An 18,438-nucleotide genomic window follows, 5' to 3' on the forward strand; every position below is an offset into this window, starting at 1 on the left:
AACGGCGGCCGGGCGTCCGGCGGACCCGCGGCCGGATCCGGCCATTGGCCGGTGCCGGTCGTTTCCGGGATCACCACGACCGGTCCGCCGACCTTAGCGTCGATCACACATCGGGGGCGGTCGGAAACCGGGGGGACGTCATGCGCCGATCGGAGCACAGTGGACGGAGACGGAGACGGGGCCTGGTCCTGTCCCTCGTGGTGCTGCTCGTTCTGACCGGCGGGCCGTTCGCCGTTCCGGCACTGGCGGATCCGCCGGTCCGGGCCGACGGATACGCGGACGCGGCGCCGGAACAGGCGAGCGGCACCGCGACCGGCGCCGGCCATCGTGCTCCGGCGGCGAGCACGGCGGCCGGCGGCCGTCTCCCGGCCCGGAAGGCCGTCCGCCCGGACGGCGCGGTGGCCGACCGGTTGAGCATCCCGGCCCGGACCGGTGACCGCCCGGCGGTGGCGCGTCCGGTCCCGGCACGGTTGACGCCCGGTCCGGCGGCGGCCGGCTTCGACGCGAAGCGGAGCCGGCGGCTGCCCGGCCGGGACGCGGCCACCACCGAGTTCACCAACCCGGACGGGACGCGCACGCTGCGGCTCCACACCCAGCCGGTCAACGTGCGGCAGCCGGACGGCAGCTGGTTGCCGGTCGACACCCGGCTGAAGCGGGACGGCGCGGGCTGGCGAACGGCACGCACGTCGTATCGGCTGACCGTCCGGGACGGCGCCGCCGGTGAGCCGCTGGCCGAGATCGTCGCCGAGAACGGCGAGCGGACCGTGGTCGACGAGCCCGGCCGGCGGGTGGTGCGCCCGGTGGTGCGGGGGAGCACGGCGACGTTCGCCGGGGTACGGCCCGGCGTGGACCTGCGGCTGACCGCGACCGGGTCCGGCGTACGCAAGGATCTGATCTTCAAGGACGCGGAGACGGTCAGCGTCGTGATCGCGGCGGCGACCACGGTCGGGGTGGACGCGGACGACACGTTCGTGATGAGCGGGCTGGGTGACCAGTCGAACTCGCCGGACCTGCAGGTGGGCACCCCGGACGGCGGACGGACGGCCGGCCGTGCCTACTTCCACTTCGGGCAGCTCGCCACCCGGCTGCGCGACCAGTACATCAACGGCGCCTCGCTGGTCCTGCTCAACAACTACGCGACCTCCTGCGCGCCGGCGCCGGTGACCGTGTTCGAGGTGGCCTCGCCCTGGTCCGGCAGCTCGCTGCGGTGGCCCGGCGCCCCGGTCAACGCCGCCTACGACACCAGGTCGTTCGCGCATCGCGGCCTCAGCGGCGGGTGCCCGGCCGCGTGGGAGGCGCTGCGGGTCGACCCGGACGCCGCGACCCGGTGGACGCACGGCGCGGCGTTCCACGGTCTCGGGGTGCGGGCGTCCAACGAGCGCGACACGGCCGGGTTCAAGCGGTTCGCGGCGGCCGAGTCGGTCAACCCGCCGTACCTGGACGTCACCTATGCGCCGGAGGGCGCCGCGTATCAGACCGACGAGCTGCTCCAGCCCACCAACAACGCTCCGGGCCGGATCCGGGTCCGCGCCACCAACCTCGGGTCGAGCACCTGGCAGGCGGGCGGCGGCTACCGGCTCGGGCTCACCGTCAAGCGGGGCGGCCAGGTGGTGGCCGCGCCTGCGCCGGTCGCACCCGCCACGAACGTCGGCCCGATGGGCGTGGCCACGATCGACCTGACCATCCCGCCGCTGGCGCCGGACGAGTACACGCTCGAGATCGGCATGGTCAACCCGCAGGGACAGGACTTCAACTCCGCGTACGGCGTGCCGAAGGGCACCACGCCGATGAAGGTCACGAACGTCCGCCCGGCCGTGAACTACCAGCAGCCCGGCAGCGGCGCCGGAGTGGGCTCGATCGTGCCGACGCTCTACGCCTCGGGCGTGAACCCGGACAACTGGCCCGCGGACGCCACCCTCAAGTACGACTTCAAGATCTGCGGCGGCACCCCCGACGCGCCGACCGGCTGCCACGAGTCCGGCTGGACCGGGCAGACCTGGACGCCACCGGCCGGCGCGCTGCGCTGGTCCGAGACCTACTTCTGGTGGGTACGGGCGCACGACGGCGCCGACGCCGGGCCGTACGCCGGCCCGCTGACGCTGCGCACCCAGGTGCCGCAGCCGGAGATCACCGCCCGGCTGGCCGGCAGCCCCGACTCGGTGCAGGCGCCGGGGCTCGACCCGAGCATCGGCAACTACTCCACTATGGTCACCGACGCGTCGGTCGCCACTGCCGGGCCCGACCTCACCGTCGTCCGCACGTACAACAGCCTGGACCCGAGGCGAGACAGCGCGTTCGGCCTGGGCTGGGCGTCGCGCGTGGACATGCGGCTGTCCCGCGACATCGACACCTCAGGCAGCGTCGTGGTCACCCTGCCGACCGGGCGGCAGGTGCGGTTCGGGCGCAACACCGACGGCACGTACGCGGCGCCGCAGGGCCAGGCGCTGACCCTCACCTACGACTCGGCGACCGGACGCTGGACCCAGCGCGACGCGACCGGCAGCCGGTGGATCTTCGACGTCCTCGGCCGGCTGATCACCGTGGCGGACCCGGCCGGGCTGACCGAGACGCTGCGGTACGACGCAAATGACCACGTCTACGAGATCCGCAACGACACCAGCGGCCGCAAGCTCACCCTGGGCTGGCAGAACGGCCGGGTCGCCACGGTGCAGGCCAACGACGGGCCGGTCTGGACGTACGCCTACGAGGGGTCCCGGCTGACCCGGGTCTGCGCGCCGGGCGCCGCGCCCAACTGCACCACCTACCACTACGGCACCGGGTCGCACTACCGCAGCTCGGTGGCCGACGACGGGCCGCGCGCGTACTGGCGCCTCGGCGAGACCACCGGCACGACCGCGACCAGCGCCACCGCTCGAGCCGCCGGGCTGGACGGCGGCCGCTACGACGGCGTGGTGCTGGGCGGCGCCGGGGCGATCGCGGGGACCGCCGACCGGGCCGCCGTCTTCGACGGGGTGAACAGCCGGGTCGACCTGCCCGCCGAGGCCGCCTCGCGCTCGATGTCGCTGACCGCCGAGATGTGGTTCAAGACCACCGACGCCGGGGTGCTGCTGAGCTCACAGAAGGGCGCCGCGTACCCGGAGGCGGCCGAGGCGTGGACGCCGATCCTCTACGTCGGCACCGACGGTCTGCTCTACGGCGGGTTCCCGGTGCCGAAACCGGCCGGCCCGCGGCAGGCCGTGAGCAACGCCGCGGTCAACGACGGCGCGTGGCACCACGCGGTGCTCTCCGCCGCGATCGACACCCAGACCCTGTACGTCGACGGCGTCGCGCAGCAGGTGACCGCGTCCGGGGTGATCGACCACCGCGGTCAGACCCAGCTCACGCTCGGCGCCGGTCAGGGCAAGGACTGGCCGGCCACCACCGGCGACCGGTTCCCGTTCGCGGGCAGCATCGACGAGGTCGCCCTGTACGAGCACAGCCTCGGCCCGCTGGCCGTACGCCAGCATTTCGACGCGGCCCGTTCGATCGACCTGCTCACCGGCATCACGCTGCCGCAGGACGACCGCCGGTACGTCACCGTCGCCTACGACGACACCCTCGACCGGGTCCGCACCCTGACCGACAACTGGAACCGGGTCTGGAACCTCGACCCGCCGGTCCGCGACCAGGCGGTCCGCAAGGTCACCCTGCACGGCCCCTACCCGGACTGGACCTACACGTTCGACGCGGACAACGGCGGCCGGACGGTGAGCAAGACCCACGACGGCGCGACCGAGTCGTACCGCTACAACGTCGCGGGTTTCCTCGCCGCCGTCGTGGACCCGGACGGCCGCGAGGCCAGGTTCACCACCGACCGCCGCGGCAACGTGCTGTCCACGACCACCTGTCGCGCCGCCAACTCCTGCAACACCTCGTACGCCGGCTACTTCCTCAACGCCGGCGAACCGCTGGACCCGCGCAACGACCGGCTGATCAGCAGCTCCGACGCCCGCTCGTCCGGTCCGGAGGACAACCGCTTCAAGACCGTCTTCGAGTACGACCCGGCCGGGCGCCCGTTGAAGTACACCTATCCGCTGCCCGCCGGCGTGACCACCGCGCCCGTGGAGACGTGGCGGTACGCGACCGGCAGCGAACCGGCCGAGGGTGGCGGCACTGTCCCGGCCGGGCTGCTGCTCGTCGCCACCGGCCGGAGGGGACAGACCACCACGCACTCGTACGCGCGCACCGGCGACCTGGTGAGCACGACGTCGCCGACCGGCTTGCGGACCCGCTACGCCTACGACAGCCTGGGCCGGGTCCGGGAGACCACACCGGCCAACAGCGGCGGTGTGGCCTTCGGGACCACGACCACCACGTGGACCGAGCGGTCCCAGGTGAAGACCGTCACCGAGCCGGCGGTGACCAACGCGGTGACCGGCAAGCGGCACCAGCGGATCACGACCTACGACTACGACGGCAACGGCAACCGGACCGCCGTCACGGTCGGCGACACCACCCCCGCGGCCGAGGGCGGCGACGCGCCCCGAACCACCGCCTACCGGTACGACGCGAGCGACCGGCTGACCCTCACGACGTTCCCGGACGGCCGCACCGAGAGCCGCGGGTACAGCCTCGACGGTCTGCAGATCGACACCACCGACCGGGCCGGGACCGTGTGGCACGACCGGTACGACGACCAGCGCCGGCTGCTGGCGCGTAGCGTCGAGGGCGCCGGCGTGGACCCGCAGAACCCGTCCGCCACCGCGATGGCGCTGGAGTTCCGCAGCTATGACCCGGCCGGTGACCTGGCCACGGTCACCGACGCGACGGGCCGGCTCACCCGCTTCACCTACTACGGCGACGGGCTGCCCGCGACGGTCGTGCGGGAGAACCACCAGGACGACGACGGCACCACGCGATCGGTCGTGCTGGGCCGGCAGTCGTACGACCCGGCCGGCAACGTCAGCGAGCTGGTCGAGGCCGGCGGCCGGGCGACGACGTACACGTACGACCCGGCCGGGTTGCCGCGCACCGAGACCGTGGACCCGGCCGGCGAGAAGCGGGTCACCGAGTACACCCGCGACGCCGACGGCAACGCCACCCGGACGACGCTGACCGGCGCGGCCCAGCCCGGCCGGCAGGAGACCAGGCTCACCGAGTACGGGCCGGACGGGCAGCCCACCCACATGCACGCGGTTCTCGGCGACGGCGTGCAGATCACCATGGTCACGACGTACGACGAGCGGGGTCTCCCGATCGCGGTCCGCGACCCGCGTGGTCAGACCACGACCGTCGGGTACGACGCGACCGGCCGGATGACGTCGGCCGTCCAGCCGGCCGTCGACGTGTGGCGCGACGGCGTGCGGACCCCGGGCGTACGGCCGGTCACGGTCACCGCGCGCAACGCCTTCGGCGAGCCGACGCACGAGAAGGACCCGAACGGCAACGTCGACGTCACCGGGTTCGACGCGATGGGCCGGGTGCAGTCGGTGACGAGCCCGGCGTACACGCCGCCGGGCGGCGCCCCGCTGACCGCCACGACGCAGATCGGCTACGACGCGCTCGGCCGGGCGAACCGGGTCACCGATCCGCTGGGCCGGGTCACGACCTCGGTCTTCGACCCGTACGGCGATCTGCTCAGCGAGACCGCGCCGCCGGTCGGGGACGCGCCGTCCACGACTCGGTACACCTACAGCCGCACCGGCGAACTGCTCTCCACCACCACCCCGGGCGGCGCGCAGACCCGGTCCACCTACAACACCCTCGGCCACGAGGTGACCCGGACGCTCGTCGAGCGGGTTCCCGGCCCGGCGAGCTTCCTGATCACCCGGTTCGCCCACGACGACGCCGGCCGCGTCCGGCGCATCACGACGCCGCAGGGCAACGTCACGACCGCGACCTACAACACCGCCGGCGACCAGATCACGCGCACCGACCCGACGGGCCGGACCAGCACCTTCACGTACGACATCGCCGGTCGCCTGCGCACCACTACCGACCCCTCCGGCCTGGTCGCCGAGGCCTCCTACGATCTGCTCGGCCGCCCGTCCGGGGTGACCGACAGCAAGAACGGCTCGGTGCTGCGCCGCTCGGCGGTGGAGTACGACGCGGCCGGCAACCCGGTGGCGACCGTCAGCGGGGAAGGCCGGCGGCAGACGCTCGGCTACGACGCCCTGGGCCGCGTCGTCACGCGGACCTCGCGGACCGGCGACGACCACAGCATCACGATCGGGCTCGGGTACGACGCGGCCGGCAACACCACCCGCTATGTCGACGGCAACGGCCGCGCCACCACGTACACGTTCAACTCGTGGGGTCTCGCGGAGTCCACGGTGGAGCCGTCGACGGCCGCCCACCCCGATCCGGCCCAGCGCACGTTCACCACCGGCTACGACGCGGCCGGTCAGGCCGTCCGCGAGGTGCTGCCGGGCGGCGTCGAGCGGACCCGGGAGTTCGACGCGCAGGGACGGCTCACGGTCGAGCGGGGTTCCGGGGCGGAGACGGCCACCGCCGACCGGCGGCTCGGCTACGACGCGGACGGCCGGCTGACCCTGGCCGGCGGGCCCCGCGGGGACACCACCTACCGGTACAACGACCGCGGCGGGCTGGTCGAGTCCGCCGGTGCGGCAGGCACCGAGACGTACGCCTACTTCGCGGACGGCGGGCTGCAGTCGCGGACCGACGCGACCGGCACGGCCACGTTCACCTATGACGCCGCCGGGCGCCAGGCCTCGATGGCCGACCCGGTCAGCGGGCGGACCGTCGACTTCGGTTACGACGCGGCCGGTCGGCTGGGCAACGTCACCGACCGGTCGGCGCCGCGGGTGTCCCGGGTCCTGCGCTACGACGACCTCGGCCGGCTCGAACGGGACGTGGTCGAGCAGCGGATCGACAGCGGGGTTCCGCCGCGGAACCTGCTCGGCGCCACCTACGCGTACGACCTGGACGACAAGGTGACCGGCAAGACCGAGATCCGCGACGGCCAGGCGTCGGCGAGCTCCTACGACTACGACGACGCCGGCCGGCTCGTCGAGTGGACCCGGCCGGACGGGACCACCACGTCGTACGGCTGGGACGACGCCGGCAACCGCACCCGCGCCGGACCGAGGACGGCCACCTACGACGAGCGCAACCGGCTCCTCACCGACGGAACGACCGGCTACACCTACTCCCCGCGCGGCACGCTCAGCTCGGCCGGCGGGCGGGCCACCAGCTTCGACGCGTTCGAGCGCCTGGTCTCGGACGGCACGACAAGCTATGCGTACGACGCCCTCGACCGCGTGGCGTCCCACGGCGACCAGGCACTGCTCTACCAGGGCCCGACGAACGCCGTGGTCAGCGACGGGCAGCGGCTGGTCAGCCGGGACGCGACCGGTGCGCCGTTCGCCGACAAGGCGGCCACCGCCGGGTCGGGCACCGGGCATCAGCTCTACGCCGACCAGCACGGCGACGTCACCGGCAGGTACCGGTCGGCGGTGCTCGGCGGCTCCCGCTCCTACGACCCGTTCGGCTCGCCGACGGCCACCTCGGGGGAGTCCCCGTCGGTCGGCTACCAGGGCGGCTGGACCGACGCCGCCACGGGCGCGGTCAACATGGCGTCCCGCTGGTACGACCCCGGCACCGGCGCCTTCCTCAGCCGCGACACGCTGACCGTCGACCCGGACGCCGCCGGCGCCGGCAACCGCTACGCGTACGCCCAGGCCGACCCGCTGGGCCTGACCGACCCGACCGGCCACGAGCCCGGCGGCTGGGGCAGTTCCTTCGAGCAGTTCGCACACGAGCATTGCATTCCCGGGAAGAACGTCAGCCCGCTCGAGGCGACGATGTGGGTGCTGCATCGGCTGGACCCGATCGACAACCTGTTCTGCCTTTACGTCCTCGCGTGGGACATGGAGGCCAACTGGCACCAGGAGCTGGTTCCGGGCGGCGCTCGTGGCGGCAACACCTCGACCAATCGGCTGACGAACTACTACGACGACACCTTCACCATCAACGACCGGTTCGACTCCGGAGGCGGCGGCGGTCGCGGCTGGCGTCCGCCGTTGCCGCCGCCACCACCGCCCTGGATCCCGCCGCTCTTCGTCCCGATCCCGCCGCCCCCGCCGGGAACGCACGCGCAGCCGCGTCCGCCGAGGGTGCCGTCCGATCCGCCGGACGAGAACCGGATCGACCCCGGCCCGGGGATCACGGACAGCTTCACCCGGGTCGAGGACGCCCCGATCATCGACGCGGGCTCGTTCGCGACGATCGCCGTGGCGGCGGCCGCCGCCCTCGGCGCGGGCGAGTCCCTGCACGATTGGTGGCAGAAGAGGATGGCGAAGTCGAACGTCCGGAACAACGAGCGGTACTCCTATGTAGACCTCGTCGACGATCCGAACGGCAGCGCCGCCTACGACGCGGCCCGGCAGGGGTGTTTCGACGGCAGCTGGAACGGGGGCCCGATCCGCTACGCGGAGCGGGACACCGGGGGACGCGCCGTCCGAGGCGAGGCCTGCTACCAAGGGGTCCTCCCGTCAGGAGGGACGCCTGTGGGCAACAATCTCCCGCCGGGCCTCCCGAGCCCGGACATGGCGGCCGGACATCTGATCGCGCATTCTCTCGGTGGCAGCGGCACCGATCTCCGGAATCTCACGCCGATATACCAGCGCATGGTGAACGTCAGCGGGATGTACGCCGGCGCCGAGCGGATCGTCGCGATCCTGGTCAAGGATCTGGGCCAGACCGTCTACTACCGCGTCGAGCCGATCTACGACGGCGCCAATCCGGTGCCCACTCACCTGCGGATCATCATCGCGACCCCGCACGGCGGCGTCCTGATCACGCTCCAGAACGACATATGACCTTGTGTTGGGTAACGGGGAGGGAATTGTGAAGACAACCTGGCGCGGCGTGGTCGCCGCGGTGACCGGGGCGCTGACCGGCGTGGCGCTGGTCGCGTCGCCGGCGGGCGCCGACCCGCGGCCCGGGCCGGAGAGTCCTGCCGCCTACACGGTGCCGGGCGTTCCGCGCAAACTCGACCCGGGCCTGCTGCGACACGCCGGTACCGGCGGCAAGGTGTGGGCCTATGTGGACGGACCCGATCGGGCGAAGGTGCGCGCGGCGGTGCGCCGGGCCGGTGGCACGGTGTCCGGTGAGCGCGGTTCCACCGTACGCGCGGAGATCTCGCCGAAGGCGCTGGTCGAGCTGGCCGGATCCGGGGCGGTCACCGAGGTTCGGCAACCCGACCGGGCGATCCCGCTCGCGGTGACCTCGGAGGGCGTCGCCGCATCCGGTGCGGGCAACTGGATCCGGGACGGGAAGACCGGCGCGGGCGTGAAGGTGGGCGTCATCGACGTCGGGTTCGCCGACCTGGCCGACGCCCAGGACGCCGGGGAACTGCCCACCGGCAGCGCCCTGACCCTGCACGGCGCCGACTGCCCGGGCAGCGGCCAGAGCTCGCACGGCACCGCGGTCGCCGAGACGCTGCACGACGTCGCTCCCGGCGCGATCCTGCACCTGGCCTGCGCGCCCGACTCGGTGACCTTCGCCGCGGCGGCGGACCGGCTCCGCGCGCAAGGCGTCTCGATCATCCTGTCGGCGGTCGGCTTCCCGGCGACCGGCCGCGGCGACGGCACCGGCGCGACCGGCACCCCGGCCGACGTGGTCCGCGCCGCCCGACTGGCCGGCGTGCTCTGGGTGAACGCCGCCGGCAACGCCGCGCAGCAGCACTGGTCCGGTACCGCGGCCGACGCCAACGCCAACAGTTACATGGAGTTCAGCGGCACCGCCGAGACGAACGGGTTCTCGCTGCCGCCGGGTGGCTCGGCCCAGGTGTTCCTGCGCTGGGACGGCTGGCCGACCACCCGGCAGGACCTGAACCTGATCGTGATGAGCCGGCCGCAATACCCGGCCGGGCCGACCGACCCGTTGATCGCCGGCCTGTCGACGCGTGCCCAGGCGGACAGCCAGACGCCGCTGTCGCCGACCGAGACGGTGACGATCACCAACTCGACCGGGGCGATTCAGCAGTACTACATCTTCGTCCCGGCCCGCGCCTCCTACGCCGGCACCCGGGCGGACCTCTTCGTGCAGGGCGACGCGGACAGCATCCAGTTCGCGGTGCCGGGCGGCAGTGTGCTCGAGCCGGCCACCTCGCCGTACGCGCTGGCCACCGGCGCGACCCGCCCGGGCAGCGGCCGGATCCAGGCGTACAGCTCGCAGGGCCCGACGATCGACGGCCGGCGCAAGCCGGACCTGACCGGTTTCGACGCCACCAGCACCTTCACCTACGGCCCGGCGCCCGCGGCGGCCGGCACCTCGTTCGCGGCGGCGCACGTGGCCGGCACCGCGGCGCTGCTGAAGGGCGCCAACACCGCCCTGGACGCGGCGGTCCTCCAGACGATCCTGGAGGACCGCGCCGACCCGTCCGCGTCGGACAACGTCTGGGGCCACGGCACGCTGGCGCTCGGTGCGCCGTTCGTGCCGCAGCCGGTCACCGGCGCCGGGTTCCGGCCGGCGGCCGTGCCGGCGCGGCTGCTCGACTCGTCGACCGCGACCGGTGGGCACAACCGGCAGTTCACCGACGGTGAGGTCTTCACGCTGCCGGTCGACGGTGCCCGCTCGGACACGACCGCGGTGGCGGTCACGCTGACCGCCTGGTCCGACCAGCGGACCACCTTGGCGCTGGCCCGGGACGCCGACGGGCTGGCCGACGGGGCCGCGGTCGACCTGATGCCGGGCGAGAAGCGGTCGATCACGTCTGTCGTGACCCTCGGCTCCGACCGGGCGATCCGGCTGCGGAACACCGGCGGCGCCGCGCACGCGTCGGTCGATCTGCTCGGTCAGTTCGACCCGGCCGCCGCCGGCCTCTACACCCCGGCCGACCAGCCGGCGGCCATTCTGGACACCACCTTGACCGCCGGGCAGGTTCACGCGCTCGGCGTACGCGGCGTCGGCGGGGTGCCGGCCATCGCGACGGCGGTGCAGCTCAACGTCACCGCGCGGGAGGGCACCGAGGAGAGCAGCATCGCGGTGTACGCCCAGGACCGGCCGGCGGCGTACACGACGCTGGAGTCGGCGTCCTACCGGGTGCGTAACACGGTGACCGTCAGCGCGATCGGCGACGACGGCGCGGTACGCATCCGCAACGACCGCGGCACCGTGCGGGTCGCTGTCGAGGTGGTCGGCTGGTACGCCGCGGGCGACGGCTCCCGGTACGTCGCGCTGCCCCGCCCCGCGCGGCTGCTCGACACCCGGACCGGCACCGGCGCGCCGCAACGCCCGCTCGGCACCAGCGACACCGCGCTGGTCCAGGTCAGCGACGTGGCCGCGATCCCGCGGGGTGCCACCGCCGCGGTGGTGTCCCTGACCGGCGCGGGGGACGGCTGGACGTCGCTGTCCGCCGGTCCCGCCGAGTCGGGCTGGTCCGGCCGGTCCGCGGTGGACGGCATTGCCGCCGGTGCCACCCAGACCGGCGTCACCGTGGCCCGGCTCGGCCGCACCGGACGACTGCGGATCCGCAACGACGCGGGTTCCGCCCAGGTGGCCGCGACCGTGGCCGGGTACTTCACCGGCGGGCCGGAACTCGCCGACGACACCGGTTCCTGCACCCTGGACGCGGAGGCCGGGTTCACGCCGCTCCACGACGGCCGGTCGCGGTCGAGCCGCGGCTGGCTGACCGCCGGCGCCGGGACGGCCACGGAGTCCGGGTGCGAGCTGACCCCGTCCGGGTCTCCATCGGTGCGCTGGTACGCCGCCGAGCACCTGCCGTCCGACTACACGCTGCGGCTGGACTTCCGGACCACGGCGGAGTCCGCCGATTCCGGGGTCTATCTGGGCTTCCCCGACCCGGGCACGGATCCGGGCGGTCCCGGCGTACGCGGCGTCGAGGCGCAGATCAAGCACGACGGCGCGGGCGGCACCGCCACCGGCGCGCTGACCGGGGTGGCCGGCCCGGCAACGCTGGCCGAACGTCCGGTGGGCGAGTGGAACGCGTACGAGATCCAGGTCGCCGGCAAACGGGTGACCGTCCGGCTCAACGACGCGGTGGTGAACGACCAGGTGGTGCCGGAGGGTCGCCTGGTGAGCTCCGGTCACGTCGGTCTGCAGGGCGGTGCGGTCGCCTTCCGCAACATCCGGGTCCGGGCCGACCGACCCGCCGCGCGTGCCGGTGCGCTGACCGGGGCGGGCGGCCGATGCCTCGACGTGCAGTTCGCCAACCCGGCGGACGGCACCAAACTGACCCTGTTTCCCTGCCAGGCCGGCAAGGAGAACCAGGCGGTGACCCTGCCGGGCGACGGCACCATCCGGGTGATGGGCAAGTGCGTCGACGCGCTGGGGCCGATCAACGGCCACGGCGTGCACGACGCGCACCTGTGGACCTGTCACGGCCTGGCCGCTCAGCAGTGGGTGGCCCAGCCGAACGGCCGGCTCCTCAACCCGTCTTCGGGCAACTGCCTGGACGCGCAGACCGACGACACCGCGATGCTGCACGTCTATCCCTGCCATGACGGCGCCAACCAGAAGTGGACGCTGCCGTCGGCGCAGGCCGCGTGGGGCCCGGTCACCGGGATCGCCGGGCGCTGCGTCGACCTGGACGGGTACGGCCGGGCCAACGGCACCGCGGTCCAGCTGTGGGACTGCCACAACGAGTGGAACCAGCACGTGACCGTGCCGGGCGACGGCACGCTGCGGGTCGGCGGCAAGTGTCTGGACGGCAACGGGCCGGCCACCGGCGACCCGGATGACAAGCGGATCAAGCTGTGGGAGTGCAACGGCCTGCCGTTCCAGCAGTTCCTGCCCCGCCCGGACGGCTCGCTCTACTTCCCGCTGACCGGCCGCTGCGTGGACGCGCCGGCCTCGGACAACGGCGCGAAGCTCTACCTGCACGCCTGTCACGGCGGCGCGAACCAGCGGTTCGCCCTGCCGGTGCGCGCGCCGGCCGGCGTCCTGCGCAGCGACCCGGCCGCCCGGCTGGTCGCCCACCTGCCGATGGACGAGACGTCCGGCACGACGGCGGCGGACGCCTCCGGCCTGGGGCATCGGGCATCGCTCACCGGCGGCGCCGGTTGGGGCCCGGGTCAGCGGGGCAACGCCCTGTCGCTGGACGGCTCGAACGACGCCGCGGCGACCGGGACGCCGGTCGTGCAGACCACCCGGTCGTTCTCAGTGGCGGCGTGGGTGCGCCCGAGCCGCGCCGCGGACACGTGGTTCGGCGTGGTCGCCCAGGACGACGCCCAGCACAGCGGGTTCGCCATCGAGACAAGCCCGGACCAGGGCCGCTGGGAGTTCATCGTCTGGCCGAACCGGGCCACCGGCGAGGCCAAGGCCATCCAGTCGGCCACCCGGGTGACGGCCGGCCAGTGGGTGCATCTGGTGGCCGTGTACGACCAGGCCGAGGAGCGGATGCGCATCTACGTCAACGGGCAGCTCGAGGCCGAGACGGTGGGTGCGCCGCAGCTGCCGCAGGCAACCGGGCCGACGACGGTAGGCCGGACGATGTGGAACGGCGGTGGGGCCAACTTCTTCCCCGGCCAGATCGACGACGTACGGCTGTACGAGGGCGTCCTGTCCGCCGCCGACATCGCCGAGCTGGGCCGCCCGGCTGCTCGCCGCTTTTAGTGGAGTCACTTCCCCATTTCCGCAGGTAGTGCCGGGTCTCACGTTTTTGGGCCTCTCAGCGGGCTCACAGCCACCGGGGAGGGTGGAGCGGACCGTTTGCGCCTACTCTTGAACGGCACCATCGTGCGTGCAACCTCAAAGGGAGGCTGGACACAGTGAAGACAAGCAACCCGGTGCTCTCGCGCCTCGGCCAGGCGGCCGAGCGGGAGCGGGCCGCCGGCTATTCCCCGGCAGGTCCATACGGACCGGCCGCCGGTCAGCCGGGTTACGGGCAGCCGTACCCGTCGGCTGATGGCGGCTACCCGTCGGCGCCGCCCGCCGTGCAGCCGATGACCATCGACGACGTCGTCGTCAAGACGGTCATCCTGCTGGGCATCGTCGGCGTCTCCGCCACCGCGGCGTGGAACCTCATTCCCGACGCGCTGCTCGGCGCGGCGTGGATCGGCGCGGCCGTCGTCGGCCTCGTGCTCGGTCTGATCATTTCGTTCTCCCGGGTGGCGAACCCCGGCCTGGTCGTCGCTTACGCGGTCGTCGAGGGCGCCTTCGTCGGCCTGGTCAGCAAGACGTTCGAGAGCTTCTACAACGGCATCGTGCTGCAGGCGGTGCTCGCCACGTTCGGCGTGTTCTTCCTGATGGCGGTGCTCTACCGTGCCCGGGTCATCCGCGCGACACCGAAATTCGCCCGCGGCCTGATCGCCGTCATGGGCGGCCTGTTCGCGGTCATGCTGATCAACTTCGTGCTTTCGCTCTTCGGCGTGAACACGGGCCTGCGCGACAACGGCATCCTCGGCATCGGCTTCAGCCTCGTCTGCATCGTCGTCGCGTCGTTGAGCTTCATCCTCAGCTTCAACGAGGTCGAGGAGGGCGTCCGCCTGGGCCTGCCGGCCCGCTACGCGTGGACGGCGTCCTTCGGCATCCTGGTCAGCCTGATCTGGCTCTACCTGGAGGTCCTGCGCCTGATCAGCTACTTCCAGGGCGACGACTGAGCACCACCCCAGCGACGGCCGGCGGTTCGCCGGTCGCCAACAGCGCCCGTGCCGTCTCCCCACGGCCCGGGCGCTGTCCCGTTTCCGGGCCGTCTCCCGACCGGCCTGGGTGCTGTCCCGTTCCCGGGCGGTCGCGTCGCGCCGGTAGATTTCGGCCGGTGACCGACTTCAGCGCCGGCGTGGAGCGCCTGCTCAAGCAGATCGCCTACTGGGAGGAGTCCCGCTGGCGCCGCCCGGCCGGTGACGGCACCCGCGCGGACGCCGTGCACACCCTGATCCAGACGCTCGCCGACCTGGGCGCGGACGCCGAGAGCCGCCCGCACCGGCCGGTCCCGCGCGTGCACGACATGGTCCTGCCCGACCAGCTCCGTGTGATGACCGACGACCTGCTCGCCGCCGACCCGCCCGCCGACGCCCTGGCCCGGGCCGAGCAGGCGGTCGAGGACACCCGCCGCCTGCTCTGACAGGTCGTATTTCAAAACCCGCGCCTGGCCGGGTTTTGAAATACGACCTAGCTGAGGCGCTCGATGACCATGGCCATGCCCTGGCCACCACCGACGCACATCGTCTCGAGACCGATGGACTTGTCGTGCCAGTCGAGCGAGTTGATCAGCGTGCCGGTGATCCGGGCGCCCGTCATGCCGAACGGGTGGCCGACCGCGATCGCGCCGCCGTTCACGTTCAGCTTGTCCAGCGGGATGCCCAGGTCCTGGTACGAGGGGATCACCTGCGCGGCGAAGGCCTCGTTGATCTCGACCAGGTCGATGTCGTCGATGGTCATGCCGGCGCGGGCCAGGGCCTGCTTCGACGCCTCGACCGGGCCGAGGCCCATGATCTCGGGGGAGAGGGCCGTCACGCCGGTGGAGATGATCCGGGCCAGCGGGGTGAGGCCCAGCTCGCGGGCCTTCGTGTCGCTCATGATCACGACCGCGGCGGCGCCGTCGTTGAGCGGGCAGCAGTTGCCGGCGGTGACCCGGCCGTCGGGGCGGAACACCGGCTTGAGCCCGGCCACGCCCTCGACCGTCACGCCGGGGCGGGGGCCGTCGTCCGTCGACACGACCGTGCCGTCGGGCAGCGTCACCGGGGTGATCTCGCGCTCCCAGAAGCCGTCCGCGATCGCCTTCTCGGCCAGGTTCTGGCTGCGTACGCCGAACTCGTCCATCTCCTGCCGGGAGACGCCCTTGAGCTGGGCGAGGTTCTCCGCGGTGTAGCCCATCGCGATGTAGACGTCGGGGATTCTGCCGTCCTCGCGGGGGTCGGACCAGACGCCGCCGTCCTGGGCGGTGGCCGCGGTGCGCGCCTCGGCCTCCACGAACTCGGGGTTGTGCCAGCTGCCCCCGACCAGCGCCTGCGCCTCGCTCGGCAGGCCGTCGGAGCTGCCCCGGGCGTACCGGGAAATGGTCTCGACCCCGGCCGAGACGAAGATGTCGCCCTCGCCGGCCTTGATGGCGTGGAACGCCATCCGGGTGGTCTGCAGTGAGCTGGAGCAGTAGCGGGTGAGGGTGGCGCCGGGCAGCCCGTCCAGGCCGAGCTTGACGGCGACCACCCGGGCCATGTTGAAGCCCTGCTCGCCGCCGGGCAGACCGCAGCCCAGGTAGAGGTCCTCGATGAGGGTGCGGTCGAGCTGCGGCACCTTGCTCAGGGCGGCGTCGACGATGGTGGCGGCGAGGTCGTCGGCGCGCAGGTCCTTGAGCGAGCCCTTGGCCGCGCGGCCGATCGGGGAGCGGGCGGTGGCGACGATGACAGCTTCCGGCATGAGACTCACGTTAACCCGCCAGTAACATCTGACGGTAGTGCAGGTTTCTCACACCAAAAATCAAGATCAAGAGCTTGAGGTCGTAGCGGGGTGGTGCGTGCGGACCGTCGCTCACGCCGAGGGTCGCTTCGCTCCACCTGCGTGAGCGGTTGCGCTCAAAACCCAAACCCGTCAGACCGCGGCGGACATCGCCGCCTCCTCGACGGCGGGGTAGAGGGCGTGTGCCCAGACCCGGTAGCCGTCGGCGGACGGGTGGAAACCGTCGTAGCAGAGCGTGCCGGCGTCCGCGCGGAACACCGCCCCGGTCTCCCGGCCCAGCTCGACCACCACGCCACCGGCCTCGGTGACCGCCCTGATCTGGGCTTTCGCCACGCGCCGGCCGAGAATCCCGGCGATCTGCCGCAGCGGCGGCGCGATCGAACGGACCGCGCCCAGGTCGGGACACGTGCCGACGACCACCTCGACCCCGGCCTCGCGCAGCCGCCGGACGGCCGCGCCAAGATATTCCGCGGCCTCCTCGGGGACGCGCAGCCCGGCGGCGTCGTTCGTGCCGATCAGCACCACGGCCACGTCGGGCTTGTCGCCGAGCAGCGCGCGGGCCACCTGGGTGGCCAGGTCGGTGGAGCGGGAACCGGCCACGCCGACGCTGGAGAGCAGCACGTGCCGCTCGCCGGTCTCGGATGTGCCCTCGGCCAGCATCCGGGCGAGCTGCCCGCCGACCGTCTCGGAGAGCCACTCGACGCCCACGCCGATGGCCGCGGAGTCGCCCAGCAGGACGAGGCGCAGCTTGGGCGCGTGCACCGGGCCCATGGAGGTGCGCAGGGCGAGACCCATGGTCGGTTTGGCGTACCGCCGCCCTTTCGCGGCGATCGCCTCGCCCGCGATCAACGCGACGCTGCCCACCGCGCCGGCGATCAGCGTGGTCGCCGCGGCCTTGCCGACTCGAGAAGTCCAGCCCGTCATGTCTCGCCTCCTTCCGGTGTCCACCCTACGGCCGTGGCCGAGGAACGGCCGCTCGGAACCGCCTCCTCGGAAGATGACGCGGCAGCGGCCGGCGAGGTTGCAGTGGTGGGCGAAGCCGCTGCCCGGTGCCCGAACCAGGAGCGCGGCTCGCCGAACCACGGGTGCCGGCGCAGCTCGGCCCACAGCCCGGCCGGCCCGCGAGCGCGCCCGTTGACCTCGGTCGGGCTGACCTCGGTGCCGGCCGCGCGGACCGCCTCCTGAGCGGCCTCCTCGAGGCTGCGCACGGTGTCCGCCCCGCTGGGCGTGACCCGGTCGTCCTCGCCGAGCATGGCCATCAGCGTCGGCATGATCACGGCGGCCGCCCGGGCGTACCCCTCGGCCGACGGATGGAAGTGGTCCGAGCCGAACATCCGCAGCGGGTCGGCCTCGAACTGGCGCCCGAGCAGGTCACCGATGGACACCGTGCTGCCGCCGGCCTCGACCACGGCCACCGTCTGAATGGCGGCGAGCTGCCGGCTCCAGTGCCGGGCCAGCCAGCGCAGCGGGCGTTTGATCGGCTGGATCGCCCCGATGTCGGGACAGGTGCCGACGACCACCTTGCAGCCGGTGGCGCGCAGCCGCCGGACCGCGTCACCTGCCTGTTTGGCCGCCGCGCCGAAACCGCTCCAATGAGTGACATCGTTGCCACCGATCAGGATGACGGCGATCTCCGGCGCGTACTCCAAGGCGGCGTCCACCTGGTAGGGCAGGCCGGCCGACATCGCGCCGACCACCGCGAGCCGGTGCAGGCGGACCGGTCGGCGCAACCGCCGGGACACCCCGGTGGCCAGCAGCGCGCCGGGCGTCTCACGCGGGCGGTGCACGCCGTAGCCGGCCGCCGTCGAGTCGCCGAGGACCACCATGTTCAGTGGCTTGCCGGGAAACTTCGGCCCGTACAGCCCGTCGCCACGCGGCGGAGGCGCCTCGGCCATGGGGATGATCCGCCGGGCGTCACGTGCCTGGTGCAGGAGCAATGCCAAAAACAGGCCCGTCGCCCCGGCGACGCCGCCTGCCACTGCGCCGGCCGCGCGCCCGGCGCGGCCCCAGTTGATCCCCTCCACAAGCTCCAAGCTAACGCGCCAAGACGACATTTCGCTGTCCGGTTAAAGCGACCATTGAGTCGGAGAGTCATCCTTGAGCAATCGGGGAAAGGAG

Annotated in this window: 7 protein-coding genes; 4 read left to right on the forward strand and 3 right to left on the reverse strand. The window is 73.0% G+C overall.

Annotated features, from left to right (window positions below; all coding sequences use genetic code 11):
• Positions 1–197: 197 nt before the first annotated feature.
• The 4 genes from QSK31_RS18580 to QSK31_RS18595 all read left to right on the forward strand — a co-directional run bounded on the left by QSK31_RS18580 (position 198) and on the right by QSK31_RS18595 (position 14,989).
• On the forward strand, positions 198–8,780 hold the full coding sequence (locus QSK31_RS18580; protein ID WP_285685379.1) for an RHS repeat-associated core domain-containing protein: 8,583 nt from the start codon (positions 198–200) through the stop codon (positions 8,778–8,780).
• 28 nt (positions 8,781–8,808) lie between these two features.
• Positions 8,809–13,539: a ricin-type beta-trefoil lectin domain protein gene (locus QSK31_RS18585; protein WP_285685380.1), complete on the forward strand. Its 4,731-nt coding sequence runs from the start codon at positions 8,809–8,811 to the stop codon at positions 13,537–13,539.
• A gap of 155 nt (positions 13,540–13,694) precedes the next feature.
• Positions 13,695–14,525 (forward strand): Bax inhibitor-1/YccA family protein, encoded by an 831-nt coding sequence (locus tag QSK31_RS18590; protein WP_285685381.1) that lies wholly within the window; start codon positions 13,695–13,697, stop codon positions 14,523–14,525.
• 158 nt (positions 14,526–14,683) lie between these two features.
• Complete coding sequence (locus QSK31_RS18595; protein WP_285685382.1) at positions 14,684–14,989, forward strand: hypothetical protein; 306 nt, start codon at positions 14,684–14,686, stop codon at positions 14,987–14,989.
• A 47-nt stretch (positions 14,990–15,036) separates the two neighbouring features.
• Here the strand turns inward: QSK31_RS18595 and QSK31_RS18600 are convergent, their stop codons facing one another.
• The 3 genes from QSK31_RS18600 to QSK31_RS18610 all read right to left on the reverse strand — a co-directional run bounded on the left by QSK31_RS18600 (position 15,037) and on the right by QSK31_RS18610 (position 18,374).
• On the reverse strand, positions 15,037–16,281 hold the full coding sequence (locus tag QSK31_RS18600; RefSeq protein ID WP_285685383.1) for an acetyl-CoA C-acetyltransferase: 1,245 nt from the start codon (positions 16,279–16,281) through the stop codon (positions 15,037–15,039).
• A gap of 171 nt (positions 16,282–16,452) precedes the next feature.
• Positions 16,453–17,244 (reverse strand): SGNH/GDSL hydrolase family protein, encoded by a 792-nt coding sequence (locus QSK31_RS18605; protein WP_285685384.1) that lies wholly within the window; start codon positions 17,242–17,244, stop codon positions 16,453–16,455.
• Positions 17,241–18,374, reverse strand: coding sequence for an SGNH/GDSL hydrolase family protein (locus QSK31_RS18610; protein ID WP_502872977.1), 1,134 nt, complete (start codon positions 18,372–18,374; stop codon positions 17,241–17,243). The genes QSK31_RS18605 and QSK31_RS18610 overlap by 4 nt, the downstream gene beginning before the upstream one ends.
• Between the last annotated feature and the right edge of the window lie 64 nt (positions 18,375–18,438).

Origin of the sequence: Actinoplanes sp. NBRC 103695, assembly GCF_030269485.1 — a bacterium.
In the GTDB taxonomy this organism is placed as follows: Bacteria; Actinomycetota; Actinomycetes; order Mycobacteriales; family Micromonosporaceae; genus Actinoplanes.